Genomic DNA, 21,054 nt, shown 5'->3' with positions numbered 1-21,054 from the left:
AGACCCCTACTCCGTCAATACCGCCCTGCCATCTAGCATTTTTGCTGATTGGGCGCGCACTTCTTTGCCGGAGGCGCGGCCGCCGGGCGTGGCGGAGGGGCGGCCGAATGCGGTGGGGCCACGGCCACCCGGGGCGGCGGCGGTGGTGGTGGAGCCGGCCGGGCCACCGGAGGCTGCGCGGGACGGGCTGCAGCAACCGGCGGCGGAGCCGGTCGCGGCGGCGAAGGCGCAGCCATCCTCGGCGGCGGCGGCGCAGCGCCCCGGGGCGGCGGCGCGGATACATGCGGCGGAGGCGGCGGTGTGGGCCGCGCCACGGCATGGGGCTGCGGCGGCGGTGTGACCGGTCTCGCCGCCTGCGGCGGAGCGGCCGATGGCCGATTCTGCGGCCTGATCGGCTCATGCGCAGCCGGGGGTGGCGGCGCAACCGGCCTTCCGGCCGCGGGCGGAGGCGCGCCGGGAGACTCGCGGGTTGCGGATTTGGCGCGATCCGCTGGCCCGGCCCCCGGCGGGGTCTGTGCCACCGGCGGCTTCGGCGGCTGGCCGGGCGCGGCAGGCGGGCTTGTCGTGGTGGGCGCAGCCGTCGCAGAACCGGCAGCATTTGGCGCACCGGGATGGGCAGGCAGCGTGGTCGCGCCGGGAGCCGCAGCCGTCGGGGTCCCCGGATGAGCCGGCGGCGCACCGGGTGCAGTCGCGGTCGGCGCGGCCCTCCCGTTCGGCACCGGGCCAGCCCCCGCCGGCGGCGCAGGCGGAGCGCCATGGGCCCCTGGCACCGGCAATGTGTTGGCCGCCGGCAGCCTGGTCTGTGGTGCAGCGTTCGGGGCCGCACCTGGTGCGGCGGCGCCCGGCAAGGCGTTTGGCGTGACGTTCGCCGACGCCGCCGGCGGCGCCCCGGGCCTCGCCGTTGGCTGGACCGTCGCGCTCGGCGGCAACGGCGCCTTGCCCTGCTGGATCAGGGCAGCACGCTGCATCACCGCCTGCGGCACGGCGGGCGCCACCGGATTGGCGCGGCCGGCAACCGCCGGTGCCAGGTTGGCCGGTCCTACGCCGGCTCCCGCGGCAGGCGCCGGTGCCGGCGCCTGGTTGATCACGGTGTTGATGACCGTGGTGTTATGGATGTTGTTGAAGATGATGTTGTTCGGCGGCGGCGCGACATAGACCGGCGGCCTTACGAACACCGGGATCGGCACGAACACCGGCTGCGGCAGCACGAATAGGCCGACCACGGGCAGCGGCGGCGGCAGCACGACGAAATCCGGCGGCGGCGGCGGCAGATAGTAGACCGGCGGCGGCGGTGGCGGTGCGAAGCCGAAATCGGGGTCGCTGAAATACAGCACCGGGCGATCGACATAGACCACCTCCTCCGGCGGCGGCGGCGGCACGTCGTACTCGATCATCGCAAAGCTCGGCGGCGGCTCGACCGGCGCGGTGAGGATCGCAAGCCGGCGCCGCGCATCGCCCGCGTGCGGGCCGCGCGGATAGCGGCGTAGATACGACCAATAGGCCTCCGGCGTGTCGGTCCGGTACGTGCGTCGCCAGGTGATCGCCTCGCGGCGCGCCGCGACGATCACCGTCACGCGCTTGGACATCGGATCGTTCGGATAGGCCGCGAGAAATTCCTCATACGCCGGCAGCGTGTCGCGCGAGAGCGCAGCGGCATAGGCATCCTGCGCACCGAGATCGCGGATCGGCTTGCTCCGGATCGCGGCGACCTGGTCCGGCGCCGTCTCCGGCGGCGGCGCGTCGGGCCCGCGCTCGAAGAAGGAGAACGGCGCCGATATCTTCTGCTCGTTCCAGGGCACCTGCGCGCCCTTGCTGGCCTCGTTGACGCGCAGGCGGACGCGGTCGAACACGTCAGCCAACGACAATCCGCCGGTGCGGATCATCTCCGCCAGCGACTGCGCATAAATGCCGTACGGCCCCGGCTCCTCCGGCGCGACCGTGCCTGGCGCGGCGTTGAAGGCGATCAGCATGTTCGGATCGGGTTCGACCAGCGCCAGTCCGCTCGCGATCGGCTGCCCGCCCTCGATGAAGGGCTGCGCGCGGGCCGCATCGAGCACGACGATGTTGGCCTTGAGCGGAATCGCCGCAAGCTGGCGCGCGTAATCGCTGATGCGCAGTGCTTCGGTCGGAATGTCGGTGTCGCGGGTGATGTTGGAATCGACCGGGATGAAATAGTTCTCGCCGGCGAGCTGCAAGCCGTAGCCGGCCAGATAGACCATCGCGACCGTGCCGGGGCCCGAAGCCTGCGCCTTCTGGACGAAATCGCGAAAACTCTTGCGCAGCGTGTCGCCGTCGAGATCGCGGGCGCCGACGACGTCGAAGCCCGCTGCCTGCAGCGTCTGCGCGATCAGGCCGGCATCGTTCGCAGTCGTCGCCAGCGGCGATTTGGCATAGGCCCCGTTGCCGACCACAAGCGCGATGCGCTTTTCCTGCTGCTGCGCGCGTACTGGCCCCGGTCCGCCAGCGGCAAGGACCACCATCGGCAGAAGAAGGCAGATGAAGACTTTGAGCGTCCCACGCATGGCTTGTGCCCGCTTATGTTGTTGAGTTGGCCACCGCACATCAGGAGCGCGGCCGGCTGAATGGCGCTTGAACGAAAGGCTTGCGTCACGAAAGGCTTGGATTGAGGCGGTGACATGGCGTGCGCCGACAACAGCCTGTTGCGTCAGTTCCGCATCAGCCTCGCGACCATAAGACGGCAGGAGCACCCCGCTCGCTCAGCCCTGCGCAATCAGATCCACCGTTCCGGTCGTGAGGCGATAGATGCCGCCGAGAACCTTGAGCTTGCCCTGCTCAGCAGCTGCATTGAGGATCGGCGCGGCCGATTTCAGCTTGGCGACGGTGTCGATCACGTTCTGGCGGATCGCGTTGTTCAGCACGTCCCCGCCCTGCTGCATTGCAGCCTTGGCGGCAGGCGCGAGCGCATCAACCAGCGAGGGAATGTGTCCCGGCGGGGACGTATTGTCGTTGATCGCCTTCAGCGTCGCATCAATCGCGCCGCAGGCATCATGGCCAAGCACGAGGATCAGCGGTGTGTTCAGCACCGCCACCGCATATTCCATGCTCGCGATGGTCTCGGTCCCGGCAAAGTTTCCGGCGACGCGACAGACGAAAAGGTCGCCGCGGCCGGTGTCGAACGCATATTCCGGCGCGATGCGGGAATCGGCGCAGCTCAGCACGGCTGCGAACGGGTTCTGCCCGCCGGCCAGCGCCTCGCGCTCGTGCTTGAAATCGTGGCGCCGCGCCACACCGTCGACGTAGCGCGCATTCCCCTCCATCAGCCGCTTCAACGAAGCGTCTGGTGACAGCACGTTCTGCGGCTTGGGCGGCGCCTTGGTCTCCTTCGCGAAAGCTTTTCCGGCAAAAGCCAGGCCGATCGCGGAGACGGTGACGTGGACAAGCGATCTCCGCGAAGGACCAACGTGGACGCCGCGACCATTAGCGCAATTCTCGCACATGCCTTGCTCCTCCCCATCGCGCCGCCCTCGTTGATGGAGCGGCAATCGTGCCACGCATCTTACTCCACAGCCTGCAACTCCGCGAGCTTCGTTCGCGCGGTCGCCTCGTCCAGCGCGACGAGCTCGGCGGGCCCGGGATTGGCCTCGCCGGCCGTCGCGACGGAAACCACCGCAACCCCGGCCAGCCCGCCAAGGACCGCCCCGCCCATAGCGGCGTCGTGCCTCGCACTGCTCTTGATGAGGTAGAAAACGCCCCATCGCAGCAGCGCACACCCCAGCCCATTCCCCGGAGCATGCTACCCATAATCAGCGCAAGGTTGCAACCGATCGATTATGACACTTTGCCTACAACGAGGGGCGAATGCAGCTACAGCTGCTGCACGTCCACCACGCCGGCGACCGCCTTGATCGCGCCGGCGATCTGCGGCGAAACCTTGAAGCGACCGGGCAGCTTCATCTCCACCTCGGTCTCGAGGTCGAGCATCATCACCAGCGTGACCTCGCCGTCGCCGTTGGAGCGCGGCGCAATCCCGGGACTGCCGACCTTTGGCGCGGCGCCGTTCGCGGCGGCGGCATCGGGTCCGTCAAGACGCTTCTTGATCGAGTCCAGCGGCTTGGTATCGCGCAGGAAGATGCGCAGGCCCTTCTGCGTCTTGGCTGCGGCATCGTCGAGCGGCTCGGCATGCAGCACGCGGGCGCGCACGTCTTCGCCCTGGAGCTCCGCGCCGAGCTGGAGCAGCACGGCGGCGCCGGGCTCCAGCACGTCGCGATATTGCGCGAGCCCTTCCGAGAACAGCACCGCCTCGAAATGGCCCGTGGGATCGGAAAGTCCCATGATGCCCATCTTGTTGCCGGTCTTGGTACGCCGCTCCATGCGCGAGACCACCGTAGCCGCGACCTTGCCGGCGGTGGCGCCGGTCTTCACCGCGCGCGAGAACTCGGCCCAGCTCTGCACCCGCAGCCGCTTCAGGACGGTGGCGTAATCGTCGAGCGGATGTCCCGACAGGAAGAAGCCGATCGCGTCGTACTCGCGACGCAGCCGCTCGGCCGGCAGCCAGGGCTCGATCTGCGGCAGCATGATGGTCGGCGCGTCCGCCGACATGCCGAACATGTCGTTCTGGCCGATCGTCTCGGCCTGATGCGCGCGCTGGCAGGCGGCCATGATCGAGTCCGCCCCGGCGAAGACGCGGGCGCGGTTCGGCTCCAGCGTGTCGAAGGCGCCGGCGGCAGCCAGGCTTTCGATGATGCGCTTGTTGATCGCACGCGGATTGACGCGCGCGGCGAAGTCGGCGAGCGAGGTGAACACTCCCCGCTTCGTGCGCTCCTCGATGATCTGCTCGATCGCCTGGATACCGACGCCCTTGAGCGCTGCAAGCGCGTAGTAGATGACCTTGTCGCCGACCTCGAAGGTCGCACCGGAGCGGTTGATGTTCGGCGGCTCGACCCTGATGCCCAGGCGCTGCGCCTCGGAGCGGAATTCGGAGAGCTTGTCCGTGTTGTTGAGATCGAGCGTCATCGACGCCGCGATGAACTCCACCGGATAATGCGCTTTCATGTAGGCGGTGTGGTAGGACACCAGCGCATAGGCCGCCGCGTGGCTCTTGTTGAAGCCGTAGTCGGCGAATTTTGCCAGCAATTCGAAGATGGTCTCGGCCTGCCCTTTGGGCACGCCGTTCTTCACCGCCCCCGCGACGAAGATGTCGCGCTGCTTGTCCATCTCGGCGCGGATCTTCTTGCCCATGGCGCGGCGCAAGAGGTCGGCGTCGCCGAGCGAATAGCCCGACATCACCTGCGCGATCTGCATCACCTGTTCCTGGTAGATGATGACGCCGAAGGTCTCCTTCAGGATCGGCTCCAGAACGGGATGCAGATATTCCGGCTCCTCGTCGCCGTGCTTGCGCGCGCAATAGGTCGGGATGTTGGCCATCGGGCCCGGGCGATAGAGCGCGACCAGCGCGATGATGTCCTCGAAACGGTCGGGACGCATGTCGACCAGCGCGCGCCGCATGCCCGCACTTTCAACCTGGAACACGCCGACCACCTCGCCGCGCGCCAGCATCTGGTAGCTTTCGGCATCGTCGATCGGCAGCGTCGCGAGATCGACATGGATGCCGCGCGGCTTGAGCAGTTTGCACGCGACATCGAGCACGGTCAGCGTCTTCAGGCCGAGGAAGTCGAATTTGACGAGGCCCGCCGGCTCGACCCACTTCATGTTGAACTGGGTCACCGGCATATCCGATTTCGGATCGCGGTACATCGGCACGAGCTCGCTCAAGGGGCGATCGCCGATCACGATGCCGGCCGCGTGGGTCGAAGCGTGGCGGGTCAGGCCTTCGAGACGCTGCGCGATGTCGAAGGCACGAGCCACCACCGGGTCCTCGTCGCGGAACGCCTGAAGTTTCGGCTCGCTCTCGATCGCCGCCGCAAGCGTGACGGGCGCGGCCGGATTCTGCGGCACCAGCTTCGTCAGCTTGTCGACCTGGCCGTAGGGCATCTGCAGCACGCGGCCGACGTCGCGCAGCACGCCGCGCGCCTGCAGCGTGCCGAAGGTGATGATCTGGGCGACCTGGTCGCGGCCGTAGCGCTCCTGCACGTACTTGATCACCTCGCCACGGCGGTCCTGGCAGAAGTCGATGTCGAAGTCCGGCATCGAGACGCGTTCCGGGTTGAGGAAGCGCTCGAACAGCAGGCCGAACTTGATCGGATCGAGGTCGGTGATGGTCAGCGCCCACGCGACCAGCGAGCCTGCACCGGAGCCACGGCCCGGTCCGACCGGAATGCCGTGCGCCTTGGCCCATTTGATGAAGTCGGACACGATCAGGAAGTAGCCCGCGTACTTCATGCGCATGATGACGTCGAGCTCGAACGCCAGGCGCTTGTTGTAGTCTTCCTCCGTCGCGCCCTGCGACAGGCCGTGCACGCGCAGACGGTTGGCTAGCCCCTCCTCCGCCTGCCGCTTCAACTCGGCGGCCTCGACCGCGGCGGCGTCCGAGCTCGCCGCGGCGCCGACGGTGAAGAACGGCAGGATCGGCTTGCGCGTCATCGGGCGGAACGAGCAGCGCTCGGCGATCTCGATCGTCGAGGCCAGCGCCTCCGGAATGTCGGCGAACAGCACCGCCATCTCGGCGCGAGTCTTGAAGCGATGATCGGGCGTGAGCTGCACGCGATCGGTCTCGGCGATCAACCGGCCGCCAGCGATGCAGAGCAGCGCGTCATGCGCCTCGTAGTCGTCGGTCGAGGCGAAATACGGCTCGTTGGTGGCAACCAGCGGCAGGCCCTGCGCATAGGCGATGTCGATCAGGCCGCTTTCGACGCGCCGCTCCCTGTCGATGTTGTGGCGCTGCAATTCGACGTAGAGGCGATCGCCGAACAGATTGGCGAGCCGCTCGCAGCGCGCCGCCGCGAGTTCGGCCAGACCGCCGGACAGCGCCAGCGAGATCGGTCCGTCCGGACCGCCCGTCAGCGCGATCAGACCCTCGGTCTCGCCGTCCAACCAGTCGAACTTGATGAACGGCGCATGGCTGTCGGGCGATTCCAGGAAGGCGCGCGAGTTCAGCCGCATCAGGCTGCGATAGCCGCGCTCCTGGGCGGCGAGCAGCACTACGCGCGACGGAGCCATCGCATTGCGCGCGTTGGGATCCTGGTCGCCGAAATCGACCGCAAGCTCGCAGCCGACGATCGGCTGGATCCCGGAGCCCGCCATCTTGTCGGAGAACTCGAGCGCCCCGAACAGATTGTCGGTGTCGGTCAGCGCCAGCGCCGGCTGATGGTCTTTCTTCGCAAGCTCGGCGAGCTTGGCGATCTTGATCGAGCCCTTGAGCAGCGAATAGGCCGAGTGAACGTGAAGGTGGACAAATCCGGCGCTCGGCATGGTCGCGTGACGGCCTCTTGCAGATGAGAGGGAGCGGTCGCCGCTCCTCGAGGCATCATGCACTCGCGCGGCCGACTCGCATCACAATGGTGGGGTCTCGCGCCGCCAGAGTCCACGCCGGAGCGGCCGCTTCGCCGCGTCGTCCCGCTTTTCCCCAAGGGCACCTTCGAAGAGGAGCACCGGTTTACGAAACCGCCGGGCTAGAGCTGCGGTATGACCTGGGCCCAGATCGCGATCATACCGACGAACAGCGTGATGGACGCCAGTGCAGCCGCCTCTTCCACGAAGATCCTGAACATGGTCTCGCTCCCTTGCTAGAACGTATGAAGAACATTGTTCTCATTTCGTTCACGGAGTCAAGCCTGGCCAGTGACCTCGCAACACAATGGTTAACTAAATGAATTTACACAATAAAAAGCCCCGACGCAAAGGCCGGGGCTTTTGATGAGGGCTCGCAAGGAGCGATCGGTATCAGTAACGGCCGACGAGCGGGCCGCCGAACTTGTAGTTCAGGCGGACGAGACCCATGTCGACGTCCTGGCGGATGCGCTCGGTGCCGCCCAGACCAGCAAAGGTGACATCCTTGTCCGACAGGAAGATGTGGTTGTACTCGACGCCAACCGACCAGTTCGGCGCGAAGCCGTACTCGAGGCCGGCACCGACCGTACCGCCCCAGCGGATGTCGCTGGTCGAGGCGAGCAGCCCGCCGCCGAGATTGTAGATCTCGTACTTGTCGCTGACCACAGCCGCACCGCCCTTCACGTAGATGAGGACGTTGTTCCAGGCGTAACCGACCTGGCCGGTGATCAGGCCGAACGCATCGATCTTGGTGCGGTTGCGAGTGGCGAACAGCGCGCTGAGATTGTCGCCGGAGAAGTCGGCCCAGTTGCCCTGGCCTTCCACGCCGAACACCCACTGGCCCGACTGCCAGCGATAGCCGATCTGGCCACCGACGGTCCCGCCGGTCGCATCATGCGACCCTTCGCGACCAACGCCGACGATATCCCAGGTCGCATGCGACGAACCGCCGCCGCCGTTGATGCCGATGTAGAAGCCGCTCCAGTCGTAGATCGCCGCCACCATCGCCGGCGCCTTGGTGTACGGCCGAGCCGCGAGATCGGCAGCCAGCGCCGGTGCAGCTGCGCTGAGCGCGACGAGGCTCACAGCGGCAAGCAACAAATTCTTCTTCATTTCAATCCCATTCCACTTTCGTCGTTAGGCCCCCTGGCCGTGGCGTCGTCATAACAGCGATCGACGGAATTGCTGTAACCGCGACGCAACAGTTCACGCCAAAGCCCCGCCCTTCGTTAATGAAGATTTATCGGAGCGCCGGAAACCCTTTGAAACAAGTGTTTTCGAGAGTTCCAATGTCGGCGAGACCAGATAAACTGCACGCGCGCGTAATATCGTCGCGCGCACGATCGTGTGATTGGAGAATAGAGAAATGCGCGGGCGAATCGCCCTTCCCATTGTCGCCACACTTTCGCTCGCAATCGCCACATTCGCGCTCGCGCTGGATGCAAGCACGCCCGCACGCGCATTTGGTACGCGTCACGCGTTCTGCCTCACGGGCGATGAATGGCCGGGGCTGAGCAATTGCAGGTTCGACACTTACGCTCAGTGTCAGGCAAGCGCATCGGGCCGCGCGCTGACCTGCATCGCCAATCCCTATTTCGGCGGACAGAGTGATGATCCCTACGCGTATCAGAATCGTCCGCGCACGCTGGCGCCCGGCACCTTGTTGTCGCGCTGAGATGCGCCGCGTCTGGCTTGCACTCGTTGCGACCGGCTCCCTCTTCGTGAGCGCGCAGGCGCGCGCACAGACCTATGATCCCACCTATCCGGTCTGCATGCAGATCTACGGCCAGGTGGGTTATTTCGATTGCCGCTACACCTCGCTCGCGCAATGCAGGTTTCTTGCCCTCGGGCGCTCGGCGAGTTGCGTTGCCAACCCGTATTTTTCGCAGCAGAGAGCCGCTCCGCGGTCGAAGCGCTCCGGCTGATTGGTGGCAGACGCAAATGCGCGCTCGTGGAGGGATGCAGTTGCGTTCGAGGATGAGGTCCTGACGACGGCGGACGCCGCCGCCGACAAGGAGGCCGGAGCATCACCGCTGCGATCCGGCAAATACGAGGTTTAGCGCGGCAGCATCGACGCCGACATGGTCAAGGCCATCCTGGCCTCCCGCTTCCTGCATGTCCGCGAAACCACGACCACGCCCGACAAGACGGACATGACCACGTTCGACGTCGACCTGACGGGCCTCGCGCCGGGCCTGGACGCAGCTCAAGTCATCCTGCGCCTTGTCGGCGCTCAATCCCGTCAGCCCCTGGCCCGCCACGGTGCCGAGCGCCAGCGCAACGCCTCCGGCTGCTGCGGCGCAGTAAGGGCAGCCCGCGCCGGAACGCCAAGCCGGCCCATCGCTCAGAAAGCGGCTGGCGATTCACATAGCCTAATGCGTTCCGCGCCGCAAAACTTCAAAATCCTGTCCGGGATGAGGGCAACACGATGACGATGGATCGCATCGAACGGGCATTCATCGCGACAGCGATGCTGGGTTTCCTGGTGATGCTGGTGGCGATCATATGGATGATGGTGAGCTGACGGGCTACTGCTTGCGACAAGCCTTGTTGCAGGCCATATCTCGGGATCGCCCTTTGCCTTGCCGTGGCTATGTGGCTGACCTGGAGCCGTCTGCTCTAAGCATGATCCGGACCCGAAGGGCCGCGTTAGCGCAAAGTGTGAAGCGGTTTTCCGATAGGATCTTGCTCAAAGAACAACCTGAAGCGCGATGACGTTTCATCAATCTCATTGCGCTTCAGGCCGGATCGCCCTCTCCGCGAACCGGTTCGACCGCGAGCAGTTCATCGCGGATGCGCTGCGCCCTTACGATGTGATCGCTGTCGCGCAGTATCTTGAGGGCATCGCGAACCAGACCGCGCGAATAGGACAGGAGCTGCGCGTCGCCCGCGCGGGGGGTGTAGATCATTCGAACCTCATTTGGATCATGAGCGGGTTGCGCAATGGCGCAACGCTGCGCCTTACGTGTTCGGCTTCTCGATCAACCCGGCCAGGCTGCGGACCATCGCTGCGATGTCGATCGGCTTTTCCAACAGCACCACATCGTGAAATTCCGGAGCAATGCTGACCTTGTCGTAGCCCGTCGTGAATACGAATGGCACCTGGCGCGCCCTGAGCTCCTGCGCAATCGGGAAAACCATTTCGCTGCGAATGTTCACGTCGAGCACTGCGCCGTCGAGAACACCGCCGTCTTTGATGATCGGGAGCGCATCGTCGAGCTCGCCGACCGGGCCGGCAATTTCCGCGCCCGCCGACCGCAGGGCCCGGCTGATGTCGTCGGCGAGGAAATACTCATCCTCGACGACGAGGATACGACGTCCGGACAAGAGAGCGCGCCCACGCGACAACGTTGGCGATAGCGCCATGTCTCCTCCAGCACCCAGCAACGGATAGGAACATAGGCCGCAAGGCCGTCTTGATGCAAACGAAGCATTGAATGGCGGGTTCCATGAGCAACCGCGACATCATTGTCATCGGCGGTTCCTCCGGAGCCACGGCGCCGCTGAAACGGATCCTGGCAGATCTGCATCCGGATGTTCCGGCTGCCGTCTTCATCGTCCTCCACCTTCCCGCGCAGGGCATCGGCATTCTGTCCACTGTCGCCGCGGGCGTCGGCAGGCTCCCCGTGCACCAGGCCCAAGACGGCATGAAGTTCGAGCGCGGCCACGTCTATCTCGGCGCCCCCGACCATCATTTGCTGCTGTCAGGCGATCATATTCGCCTCGGGCGCGGCCCGCGCGAGAACATGGTGCGGCCGGCGATCGACCCGCTGTTCCGCTCGGCTGCCCTGCATCACGGTCCCCGCGTGATCGGAGTGGTGCTGAGTGGATTGCTTTCGGATGGGGCTGCCGGCCTCAACGCGATCAAGCGGTGCGGCGGAATGACGATCGTGCAGGACCCGCTGGAAGCGATCGCAGCGGAGATGCCGCAGCGCGCACTGGAGGCAGCCACCGCCGACCTCTGCGTCCCCGCCGCGCGGCTCGGCGACGTCCTGTCTGAGCTTGCCCGGGAACCGCCCGGGGCCACGCTTCCAATCGCGCCGGATATCCGCCTGGAGGTCGAGATTGCCGCGGGGGAGAGAATTGGCACCGCAACGCTGGCCAACATTGCCGATCCCGCCGCGGTGACCTGTCCCAGCTGCGGCGGGGTTCTTTCCCAGGTGAAGGAGGCCCGTCCGATGCGATTTCGCTGTCAGGTCGGCCACGCCTTTACCGCGGATGCCCTCGCCAAGGAGCAGGAAGGGCAAGTGGATGAAGCGCTGCGGGTCGCTCTCCGGATCATCGAGGAGCGGGCCGAGCTGGTGCATCGCATGGCCGAAGACGGCCGCCGCAGCGGCAGGCCGGCCGTGGCCGAAATGTACGCGCGGCGCGCGGCCGAGTATCGCGAATATGCCGACATGATCCGGCGCGTCGTGCTACAATCGTTCGATCCTCCGATCCAGCGAAGCAAGTGAAAGGCCGATATGGCGGTATCCCTTGCACAGCGCACGCAGCAGCTTCACGACGAGCGGCGCCTTCTGGAGAAGGCCAACCTCGATATCGAGGAAGGCTGGCAGCGCATCCACAGGCAGGAAGATCGGGTGCGGGACCTGCAGGCTGGCGGATATGACTGCCGGCAGGCGGAACGGCTGGTGGAGTTGCTGAAGCAGACCCTGGTGGAATGGGAACGGCACCGCACCCTCATCATTCAGAGGGTGGATTATCTCCAACAGGAGCTGAATCCGGTGCCACCGCTCGCTTAGCGCAAGCCCTGGTCCGCGCCACGATGCAGAGGCCTACGCCTCCCGGATCAGGGCTCGGCCAAGGCCGAACGTTTTCCGCTTTTAGCTGTTGGGATGATGTCGATTTCTGCTATTTGCAGAGACTGGAATCCGTCGGCCCAGGGCAATCAGAGTAGCGGCAACCATGGACGAAGTCGACACGACGGCGGGGGAGCCGGAGCCTCAGGCCAAGGCCCCGCTGATCATTGGCGTCGGAGCGTCGGCCGGCGCAATCGACAGTATCGAGCGGTTCTTCGCCAAGCTGACATTGGCCGACGACCAGGCGATCGTCCTCGTTCTTCAGAATACCGAGGTGCTCGATAAGGCACGGCTGCGCAAAATCGTCCAGCGCGCCGACGGCGCGCGTCTCGCCGACATCCGCGATGCGATGGCGGTCGAAGGCGGCGCGATCTATCTCAGCCCGGCGGCCATGATCACGACGATCCAGGACGGGCGCTTTGCGGTACGAAAAGCCGAACAGGGCCCGGGAGAGCGGGCCACGATCGACAGCTTCCTGGTTTCGCTCGCCGAGGAGCGTGCCGAGCAGTCGATCGGCGTTCTCTTGAGCGGGACCGGCGGCGACGGCACGCTCGGCGCAGCCACGCTGAAGGACCATGGCGGGCTTGCGATTGCCGAAAGGCTCGCCAGCGAGGAGTCCGACCACCTGGTCGACAGCAACAGGCCCGCGGCGATCGCGGACTACGTCCTGCCGCCCGAGGACATCCCGGAGCACATCCAGGTCTATGCCCGCCATCTCCGAAGGCTGGAGGAGAAGCAAGGCTTCGACGAGGTCCTGGCCGCGGCGGCGAGCTCGCTGTCGCGCATCGCCGACATCCTGCGCAACAAGACCGGCAACGATTTCCACGGCTACAAGCAGAACACCTTCCTGCGCCGCGTGCAGCGGCGCATGCAGGTCGTGCAGCTGGACGAGATCACCGCCTATGTCGACTTCCTGCGCAACGACAAGGACGAGGCCCAGCATCTCTTCAACGACCTCCTGATCGGCGTCACCGAGTTCTTCCGCGACAAGCGCGAGTTCGAGGTGCTGGAGACGCAGATCATCCCGAAGATCTTCGAAGGCAAGACAAACGGCCAGCAGGTTCGCGTCTGGGTGCTGGGCTGCGCCACCGGCGAGGAGGCCTATTCGATCGGCATCCTGCTGCGCGAGCACGTGGCCACTCTCGATTCCGCGCCGCAGGTGCAGATCTTCGCGACCGACATCGACGGCCGGGCGCTCGCAACTGCCCGCGTCGGGCGCTACCGCACCAACATCGAGCAGGACATGTCTCCCGAGCGCCTGGCGCGCTGGTTCGTGCGCGAGGGCGACACCTATTGCGTGGTGAAGGAATTGCGGGAGATGTGCATCTTCTCCCAGCACAACGTGATCAAGGATGCCCCGTTCTCCAAGCTCGATCTCGTCTCCTGCCGCAACCTGCTGATCTATCTCAACGCGGAGCTTCAGAACCGGGTGATCCCGCTGTTCCATTTCGCGCTGCTGCCCGAGCGCTTCCTGTTCCTGGGCAATTCCGAGAACGTGACGCGGCATCCGAAGCTGTTCGCGCCGGTCGATCGTCGCGCCCGGATCTTCAAGAAGCTCGATACCGGCACGCGGCTTCCGCCGGAATTTCCGATCTCGGCCTCGGCAGGGCGTGCGCCGGTCGAGGTGCCGCCGGTCCGCTCGTTCGGGCCGGATGTGGGCCTCGAACGCCGCGCCCAGCGCATCGCCGAGCGCTACGCGCCGGCCTATGTGATCACCGACGACAATTTCCAGATCCTGCATTTCTCCGGCCGCACCGGACGCTACATCGAGCCGACGGCCGGCGCCGCCTCGCTCGATCTGCTCCAGCTGGTGCATCGCGATCTCAGGCTGGAGCTGCGCACCGCGCTCTCCCGCGCCTCGGAAACCAACGAATCTGCCCTTGCCGAGCACGTCCAGCTCGGCGTCAACGGCCATCGCGTTCTCGTCGACATCACCGTGGAGCCGATCCAGGATGGCGCCGGCGGCCATCGTAATTTCGTCGTCTTGTTCAAGGATGGACCGGCGCCCGTCGCCGACGCTCCCGAGAACAATCCGGGCGTGCTGGTGCGGACCGAGCATGTCGAACGTCTCGAAGGCGAATTGCGGGCGACCCGCGAGCGCCTCCAGGCAACGATCGAGGAGCTCGAAAGCACCAACGAGGAGCTGAAATCCTCGAACGAGGAATATCAGTCGCTCAACGAGGAGCTGCAGTCCGCCAATGAGGAGCTGGAGACCTCGCGCGAGGAGCTGCAATCGGTCAACGAGGAATTGACCACCGTCAATGGCGAGCTGGCACACCGGGTTCAGGAGCTGACCCGCGCCACCAGCGACCTCAAGAATTTCCTCGAAAGCACGCAGATTGCGACCGTCTTCCTCGACAACGATCTCCGCGTGATGAATTTCACTCCCGCGATCACGCACATCCTGCATCTGGTCGAAACCGACGTCGGCCGCCCGATCGCCCACATCAAGGCGCGCATTCCGATCGAGGAGCTCTACGAGGACGTGCGCCGCGTGCTGCGCACGCTTGCCAGCGCCGAACGCGAGCTGACCGCGCCCGACAGCGGCACGCGCTACATCGTCCGCATCCTGCCCTATCGCAGCATCGACAATTTCATCGCCGGCGTGGTGATCACCTTCATCGACGTCACCGCGATCACCCGCGCAGAGGAGCGGCAGCGCCTTCTCCTCGCCGAGCTTCAGCACCGCGTTCGCAATACGCTGGGTGTGGTGCGGTCGATCGCGCGCCGCTCCGCGGAGACGAGCTCCACGGTCGAGGAATATGCCGCCCATCTCGACGGGCGCCTCAATGCCTTCGCGCGCACCCAGGCGCTGGTGACACGGGATCCGGAGGGCGGCGTCGATCTCGAATATCTGGTGATCGAGGAGCTGCTGGCCTATAATGCCCACGAGGGCGAGCAGGTGCGCGCGTCCGGGCCAGCGGTGCGTTTCCAGCCGAAGGCTGCAGAGACCTTTGCGCTCGCAATCCACGAGCTTGCGACCAACGCACTCAAATACGGCGCGTTGAGTCAGCCCGGCGGGCGGCTCGAAATCTCGTGGCGTATCGACGGGGCGGTCGCGCCTCCGCAACTGCTGTTCGAATGGCGTGAACGGAGCGGTCCGGCGGTGACACCACCGCCGCGCAAGGGGTTTGGCACCGAGCTTCTGGAGCGCACCCTTGCGTTCGAGTTGAAGGGGCAGACGACCATGTCGTTCAACGCGTCCGGCCTCATGTGCCTGATCGCGATCCCTCTGACCAGGCGCACCTTCCATACGCCGTCGCTGGAGGGATGATGCGCTCTCACGGGGCCGATGGCGGTGTGGCGCAAGCGGTTCTCCGCCGCTTCAACGCCTTGCGCCGGCTGTCCGACGAGGACGCCGCTGCACTGGAGCGTGCCATTGTCGAAGGTTTGTTGCGTGCCGGGCCGGGCGAGGACCTGATCACCGAAAGCGATCCCGTCGACAGCGTCCGCATTGTCCTCTCGGGCTGGCTGCTTCGCCACAAGACGCTGGAGGATGGGCGCCGGCAGATCGTCAATTTCATCCTGCCGGGCGAGACCGGCGACGCCCACGCTTATCTCCTGTCCGCCATCGACCATTCGATCACGACGGCGACGCCAGTTGCTTATGCCGAGATCAAGCGCGCGCGCTTCGAACAGCTGATGGCGGCCCACCGCACGCTGGCCGAAGCCTTCATGTGCGAGACGCTGCTGAACAGCGCGATCCAGCGTGAATGGATCGTCAACCTCGGACGGCGGGCGGCCTTCGAGCGCGTGGCTCATCTGTTCTGCGAAATCTTCGAACGGCTGCGGCCCGTTGGCCTGGTCGACGGCAATTCCTGCGCCCTTCCGGTGACGCAAACGGATCTCGCGGATGCGACCGGCCTCTCGGTGGTTCATCTCAATCGCACGATCCAGGAATTGCGCGCCTCCGGTTTGATCGTCCTGAAGGACCGGACCTTGACGATCGGTGATCTCGAAGCGCTCAAGAACGCGGCAATGTACTCGCCCAACTATCTCAGGCTCTACCGGACGAAGTGAACGATCTCCGGGGTTGAAGCGTCGATGCGACCGCCCAGGATGTTCCCGGATGTTTTCAGACAGCAGCACTGCCCGACCCTGTTGGATCGAATGTCGCACGGCCCTTGCATTTATTGCGAAAGGAACGAGTGTGCTGCCATTAGCTTTTGTTAAAGCGGATGCATCGGGGAGCTTCTCATGATGAGGCGGATGCGAGGCGTTGACGCCTTCGGGGGAACAGTGCCGCTCATGGAGGACGGAGCGCTCGATCCGCTCGCCATGGACACACGCGCACAGCTTGTGGCGGGGCGGCAGCGATCGGGCCAACAACGCGCGACGTGAAAAGTCGTGGTGCGAACCGCTGGCGAACGGCTGGCGTTGGAGATCAGGATGCCACGCTACTATTTCGATCTTCGGGACGAAGACGAGCTAGCGCTCGACGAGGAAGTCTCGAGCTTTCCGGCCTCCGCGCTGCCCAGGTCGAGGCCGCCAGGTCATTGGTCGATATGGCGCGAGACGCAGCCTGCTCGTCCGTTCCCGCGAATGGCCAACACCGTATGGCGATCGAGGTCCGCGACGCGAGTGGCCCCGTGATGCAGGTCAAGTTCACTTTCGAGGTCGAGACGCTGAAGCATTGAGACCGCCGCGGGCGGCCGCCGCCGGAAGCCGGCGGTCGCCCCGTGTGTGTCTTCGCGCCTCACATCGGCGTGTAGATCACCAGCTTCAGCGCCGGATCGTCATTGGCCTGAAAGCTGGTGTGCTCGAAGTGCAGCACGCCCTTTGTCGGATGGGTCAGCGTCTTGCGACCCGACAGGGTGCCGTGCACCTCGTGCGCGTCCCACCATTTGACGAATTCGGGACTGCCATCGCGCAGCCGCGCCAGCAATTCCGCAAAAGCCGGATCGCCGGCCCAGACGTCATGGGTGGCGCGAAACATCGCCACCATTCGCTTGGCCACATCGGCCCAGCCCGCGCCGTAGGATTTCCGCGTGCGCTTGTTGGTCATCATCAGGAGCAGCGTGTTGCGATCCTCCTCGGGCAACCGGCCAAATGCGAAGACCTCCTCGGCGGCATCGTTCCAGGCCAGCACGTCCCAGCGCCGCCCGGTGATATAGGCCGGATGCGGCAGGCTCTCGACCATCCGCTGGATCGGCGGCGGCACGATCTCGCGCGTGAACGCGCCCCTCGCACCATCGCGCGCCAGCGCCTTGAGATGCGCGTGCTCGGTCTTCGAGAGGCGTAGCGCGCGGGCCAGCGCGTCGATCGTGCTGACCGACGGACTGATGGTGCGGCCCTGCTCGAGGCGGATGTACCAGTCGACGCCGATGCCGGCGAGTTGGGCGACCTCTTCGCGGCGCAGGCCCGCGGTGCGGCGCCGCCGGCCGACGGGCAGCCCGACGGTCTTCGGCGACAGCTTTTCACGGCGGGACCTCAGGAAGTCGCCGAACTCGACGCGGCGCGGATCGGCCATGATGTCGCTCCCGCGATGGAGGGCCTTGGGGATACTAGGATAATACCAGGCCTTCTTGTCGCTGCAAGGGCGAGGCATAACCCCTCATCCGTCCCTGAGGTAAAACATCATGAAAGCTGCCGTGCTCAAATCCTTCGGCTCGCCGCTCGCGATCGAGACTGCTCCCGATCCGGTGCTCGGCACCGGCGAGGTCGTCATCGACGTCGTCGCCACGCGGGTGCTGTCCTACATGAACGAGGTCTTCAGCGGCGAACGCAACTACGCGCTCGACCTTCCGATCGTTCCCGGTCCGGGGGGCATCGGCCGGGTGCGCGCGATCGGCCCGGATGCGACAAGGCTCGCGGTCGGCGACTGGGTGTTCTGCGACCCGACGGTGCGCTCGCGCGACGACGCCGTGGCGCCCGATATCGCCCTGCAAGGCCTCACCGCCGCCGGTCCCGGCGGCCTGCGCCTGCAACAGCATTTTCGTCACGGCTCGTTCGCCGAGCAGATGCGCGTGCCGACCGAGAACGTCAAACCCCTCGGCACGATCACATCGGAGGAGGCGACACGATGGTGCGCGCTGGGCACGCTGCTGGTGCCCTATGGCGGCTTCCTCGCCGCCAATTTGCAAGCGGGCGAGACCGTGCTGGTCAGCGGCGCCACCGGCAATTTCGGCAGCGCGGCAGTGTCGGTTGCGCTGGCGATGGGAGCGGCCTGCGTGGTCGCGCCCGGGCGCAACGAAAAGATCCTCGCCGACCTCGTCCGCCGCTTCGGCAGCCGCGTGAAGCCGGTCAGGCTCAGTGGGAACGAGGACGCCGACCGCGAAGCGATGAAGCGCACCGCGCCCGGGTCGATCGACTGCGTGTTCGACATCATGCCGCCCTCGGTGAGCCCGACTGTGGTGCGCGCGGCGATCATGACGGTGCGCGCCTATGGCCGCGTCGTGCTGATGGGCGGCGTCGGCATGGCCGGCGGCGCTGGACTCGAGCTGCCCTACCCCTGGATCATGCGTAATTGCATCAGCATCCACGGCGTCTGGATGTATCCGCCGGACGCGGCCGCGCGCCTGATCGCGCTGGTGCGCTCGGGGCTGCTGCGGCTGGAGGAATACCAGACCACGGCCTTTGACCTCGACCATGCCAACGATGCCGTGGCGCATGCCGCGGCCAATGGCGGGCCGTTCAGATTGACGGTGATCAGGCCGTAAGAGACACCCGCCCGGCGATGCGCCGTCGGCGCCGTTTTGCCCGGCCCATCAAACGCCTGGCAGGCGTCGGGCCGGCACTGGCGGAAACAGCCCGGCTACTGTGCATGGGGTTGTTTTCGCAGTATTCTTATTCGAGCTCGACCACGTGGCCGTTCGACAGCGAGACCCGTCGGTCCATGCGGCCGGCGAGTTCCATGTTGTGGGTCGCGATCAGCATGGAAACGTGGGTCGCCTTGACCAGCTGCATCAGGGCCTGGAACACGTGCTCGGCGGTGCCGGGGTCGAGATTGCCGGTCGGCTCGTCCGCGAACAGCACCCGCGGCGCGTTCGCGACCGCGCGCGCGATGGCGACGCGCTGCTGCTCGCCGCCCGACAGCTCTGCGGGTCGATGGGTGATGCGGTCGCCGAGGCCGAGATAGCCGAGGATCTCCTTGGCGCGCTTGACGCTCTCGGACTTCTTCAAGCCGCGGATCATCTGCGGCATCATCACGTTCTCCAGCGCCGAGAACTCCGGCAGCAGCCGGTGCGACTGGTAGACGAAGCCGATGTCGGTGCGGCGGAGCTGGGTGCGCTCGATATCGGGCAGCTGCGAGGTCGGCGCGCCGTTGACATAGACCTCGCCGGAATCCGGTGCTTCGAGCAGCCCGGCAATGTGCAGCAGCGTCGACTTGCCCGAGCCCGAGGGCGCCACCAGCGCGACCGACTGTCCCGCCCACAGCGCGAGCTTGGCGCCGTCGAGGATCGTCAGCGGCACCTCGCCCTGCAAGTACTGCCGCTTGATCTCGTGGAGATAAATGACCGGTACATCGTCAGCCCCCTGCTGCTGCTCCATCAGGCCCTCACTCGTACCGGAGCGCTTCGACGGGGTCGAGGCGCGCGGCGCGCCAGGACGGATACAGCGTCGCCAGGAACGACAGCGTCAGCGCCATGATGACGACAGCCGTGGTCTCGCCGATGTCGATCTCGGCGGGCAGCTTCGACAGGAAGTAGAGCTCCGGCGAGAACAGCTCGGTACTGGTCAGCCAGGAGAGGAATTGCCTGATGGATTCGATGTTGAGGCAGATCACGAGGCCGACGACGAATCCGACCAGCGTGCCGACCACGCCGATCGAGGCGCCCGTGATCAGGAAGATGCGCATGATCGAGCCCTGCGAGGCGCCCATTGTGCGCAGGATCGCGATGTCGCTGCCCTTGTCCTTCACCAGCATGATCAGGCCCGACACGATGTTGAGCGCTGCGACCAGCACGATCATGGTCAGGATCAGGAACATCACGTTGCGCTCGACCTGGAGCGCGTTGAAGAAGGTCGAATTGCGCTGCCGCCAGTCGACCAGGAACACCGGCCGCCCCGCCGCCTCCGTCACGGCCTGGCGGAAGGCAACGATCTGATCGGGATTGGTGGTGAACACCTCGATCGAGGTGACGTCGTTGCTGCGGTTGAAATAGGCCTGTGCCTCCGCGAGGGGCATGAATACGAAGCCGAGATCGTATTCGGACATGCCGATCTCGAACACGGCGACGATCTTGTAGGGTTTGATGCGCGGCGTCGTGCCCATGGGCGTGACCGCGCCCTTCGGCGCCACCAGCGTGATGCTGTCGCCGGCATGCAGCGACAGCTGGTCGGCGAGGCGCCGGCCGATCGCGACGCCCTGCCCCTCGTCGAAACCCTCGAGCGAGCCCTGCTTGATGTTCTTGGCGATCGAGGTGAGGTTGTTGAGATCATCGGAGCGGATGCCGCGCACCAGGACGCCCGAGGCGTTCCACGGCGAGGACGCCAGCGCCTGGCCGTCCACCACGGGTGCGGCGAGCCGGATACCTTTCACCTGGCTGAGGCGGTCGGCGACGTCCTTCCAGTCGGTCAGCGGCGACTCCAGCGGCTGCACCAGGATGTGGCCGTTCAGGCCCAGGATCTTGTCCAGCAGCTCCTTGCGGAAGCCGTTCATGACGGCCATGACGATGATCAGCGTCGCCACGCCCAGCATGATGCCGAGGAACGAGAACCCGGCGATGACCGAGATGAATCCCTCCTTGCGGCGCGCCCGCAGGTAGCGCGCCGACAGCATCCACTCGAATGGCGCGAAAGGCGCGGTTTGCACGGTTTCAGTCATGGTCTCGTCCATCGCTCGATAATCCCATGATTCGGGGTCAATTGTGGCCGGATTGGCGGCCGCGATATCGGGCGATGAACA

The 21,054-nt window shown here is 65.7% G+C and carries 18 protein-coding genes and 1 pseudogene; 9 read left to right on the top strand and 10 right to left on the bottom strand.

What is annotated here, in order from left to right:
- Positions 1-32: 32 nt before the first annotated feature.
- From ACRQ5Q_RS20260 to ACRQ5Q_RS20240, 5 genes are all read right to left on the bottom strand, one after another.
- Positions 33-2,522, bottom strand: a complete 2,490-nt coding sequence (locus ACRQ5Q_RS20260) for a caspase family protein (RefSeq protein ID WP_439399645.1) — start codon at positions 2,520-2,522, stop codon at positions 33-35.
- A gap of 195 nt (positions 2,523-2,717) precedes the next feature.
- On the bottom strand, positions 2,718-3,458 hold the full coding sequence (locus tag ACRQ5Q_RS20255; RefSeq protein ID WP_439368383.1) for a carbonic anhydrase: 741 nt from the start codon (positions 3,456-3,458) through the stop codon (positions 2,718-2,720).
- A 59-nt stretch (positions 3,459-3,517) separates the two neighbouring features.
- A complete protein-coding gene (locus ACRQ5Q_RS20250; RefSeq protein ID WP_439368384.1) occupies positions 3,518-3,667 on the bottom strand; it encodes a hypothetical protein in 150 nt (49 codons plus the stop codon).
- 158 nt (positions 3,668-3,825) lie between these two features.
- Complete coding sequence (dnaE, locus tag ACRQ5Q_RS20245) at positions 3,826-7,329, bottom strand: DNA polymerase III subunit alpha (RefSeq protein ID WP_439399643.1); 3,504 nt, start codon at positions 7,327-7,329, stop codon at positions 3,826-3,828.
- A gap of 471 nt (positions 7,330-7,800) precedes the next feature.
- Positions 7,801-8,520, bottom strand: coding sequence for an outer membrane protein (locus ACRQ5Q_RS20240; protein WP_439399641.1), 720 nt, complete (start codon positions 8,518-8,520; stop codon positions 7,801-7,803).
- 253 nt (positions 8,521-8,773) lie between these two features.
- On the opposite strand from ACRQ5Q_RS20240, the gene ACRQ5Q_RS20235 reads away from it, so the two are divergent.
- The 3 genes from ACRQ5Q_RS20235 to ACRQ5Q_RS20225 all read left to right on the top strand — a co-directional run bounded on the left by ACRQ5Q_RS20235 (position 8,774) and on the right by ACRQ5Q_RS20225 (position 9,839).
- Entirely contained in the window at positions 8,774-9,082 is a 309-nt protein-coding gene (locus tag ACRQ5Q_RS20235; RefSeq protein WP_439399639.1) for a DUF3551 domain-containing protein, read from the top strand.
- Between the two features lies 1 nt (position 9,083).
- The gene (locus tag ACRQ5Q_RS20230) at positions 9,084-9,332 is read left to right on the top strand and encodes a DUF3551 domain-containing protein (RefSeq protein WP_439368389.1); all 249 of its coding nucleotides are present in this window, start codon (positions 9,084-9,086) and stop codon (positions 9,330-9,332) included.
- 156 nt (positions 9,333-9,488) lie between these two features.
- On the top strand, positions 9,489-9,839 hold the full coding sequence (locus ACRQ5Q_RS20225; RefSeq protein ID WP_439368390.1) for a hypothetical protein: 351 nt from the start codon (positions 9,489-9,491) through the stop codon (positions 9,837-9,839).
- A gap of 306 nt (positions 9,840-10,145) precedes the next feature.
- Here the strand turns inward: ACRQ5Q_RS20225 and ACRQ5Q_RS20220 are convergent, their stop codons facing one another.
- Positions 10,146-10,316, bottom strand: coding sequence for a hypothetical protein (locus ACRQ5Q_RS20220; protein WP_439399637.1), 171 nt, complete (start codon positions 10,314-10,316; stop codon positions 10,146-10,148).
- A gap of 52 nt (positions 10,317-10,368) precedes the next feature.
- Complete coding sequence (locus tag ACRQ5Q_RS20215; RefSeq protein ID WP_439399635.1) at positions 10,369-10,773, bottom strand: response regulator; 405 nt, start codon at positions 10,771-10,773, stop codon at positions 10,369-10,371.
- An 83-nt stretch (positions 10,774-10,856) separates the two neighbouring features.
- Between ACRQ5Q_RS20215 and ACRQ5Q_RS20210 the strand changes: the two genes are divergently transcribed.
- From ACRQ5Q_RS20210 to ACRQ5Q_RS20190, 5 genes and pseudogenes are all read left to right on the top strand, one after another.
- Positions 10,857-11,861 carry a chemotaxis protein CheB gene (locus ACRQ5Q_RS20210; protein WP_439399633.1) on the top strand — a complete coding sequence of 335 codons (1,005 nt, stop codon included), beginning with the start codon at positions 10,857-10,859 and terminating at the stop codon, positions 11,859-11,861.
- A 9-nt stretch (positions 11,862-11,870) separates the two neighbouring features.
- A complete protein-coding gene (locus tag ACRQ5Q_RS20205) occupies positions 11,871-12,149 on the top strand; it encodes a hypothetical protein (RefSeq protein WP_439368394.1) in 279 nt (92 codons plus the stop codon).
- Positions 12,150-12,312: 163 nt separating this feature from the next.
- On the top strand, positions 12,313-15,480 hold the full coding sequence (locus ACRQ5Q_RS20200) for a CheR family methyltransferase (protein ID WP_439399632.1): 3,168 nt from the start codon (positions 12,313-12,315) through the stop codon (positions 15,478-15,480).
- The gene (locus tag ACRQ5Q_RS20195; protein ID WP_439399630.1) at positions 15,477-16,226 is read left to right on the top strand and encodes a Crp/Fnr family transcriptional regulator; all 750 of its coding nucleotides are present in this window, start codon (positions 15,477-15,479) and stop codon (positions 16,224-16,226) included. Before ACRQ5Q_RS20200 ends, ACRQ5Q_RS20195 begins: the two co-directional genes overlap by 4 nt.
- A gap of 369 nt (positions 16,227-16,595) precedes the next feature.
- Positions 16,596-16,843, top strand: a pseudogene (locus ACRQ5Q_RS20190) (DUF6894 family protein).
- Between the two features lie 59 nt (positions 16,844-16,902).
- Here ACRQ5Q_RS20190 and ACRQ5Q_RS20185 read toward each other — a convergent pair.
- Complete coding sequence (locus ACRQ5Q_RS20185) at positions 16,903-17,676, bottom strand: helix-turn-helix transcriptional regulator (protein WP_439368399.1); 774 nt, start codon at positions 17,674-17,676, stop codon at positions 16,903-16,905.
- 109 nt (positions 17,677-17,785) lie between these two features.
- Between ACRQ5Q_RS20185 and ACRQ5Q_RS20180 the strand changes: the two genes are divergently transcribed.
- A complete protein-coding gene (locus ACRQ5Q_RS20180; RefSeq protein WP_439399628.1) occupies positions 17,786-18,865 on the top strand; it encodes a zinc-binding dehydrogenase in 1,080 nt (359 codons plus the stop codon).
- 127 nt (positions 18,866-18,992) lie between these two features.
- Here the strand turns inward: ACRQ5Q_RS20180 and ACRQ5Q_RS20175 are convergent, their stop codons facing one another.
- Together ACRQ5Q_RS20175 and ACRQ5Q_RS20170 are read right to left on the bottom strand one after the other, a co-directional pair.
- Positions 18,993-19,697, bottom strand: a complete 705-nt coding sequence (locus ACRQ5Q_RS20175; RefSeq protein WP_439368402.1) for an ABC transporter ATP-binding protein — start codon at positions 19,695-19,697, stop codon at positions 18,993-18,995.
- A gap of 7 nt (positions 19,698-19,704) precedes the next feature.
- A complete protein-coding gene (locus ACRQ5Q_RS20170; protein ID WP_018642337.1) occupies positions 19,705-20,985 on the bottom strand; it encodes a lipoprotein-releasing ABC transporter permease subunit in 1,281 nt (426 codons plus the stop codon).
- Positions 20,986-21,054: the final 69 nt, after the last annotated feature.

It is taken from the genome of Bradyrhizobium sp. PMVTL-01, from assembly GCF_051861855.1.
In the GTDB taxonomy this organism is placed as follows: domain Bacteria; phylum Pseudomonadota; class Alphaproteobacteria; order Rhizobiales; family Xanthobacteraceae; genus Bradyrhizobium.
This window is presented reverse-complemented; position numbering and strand designations above follow the sequence as displayed.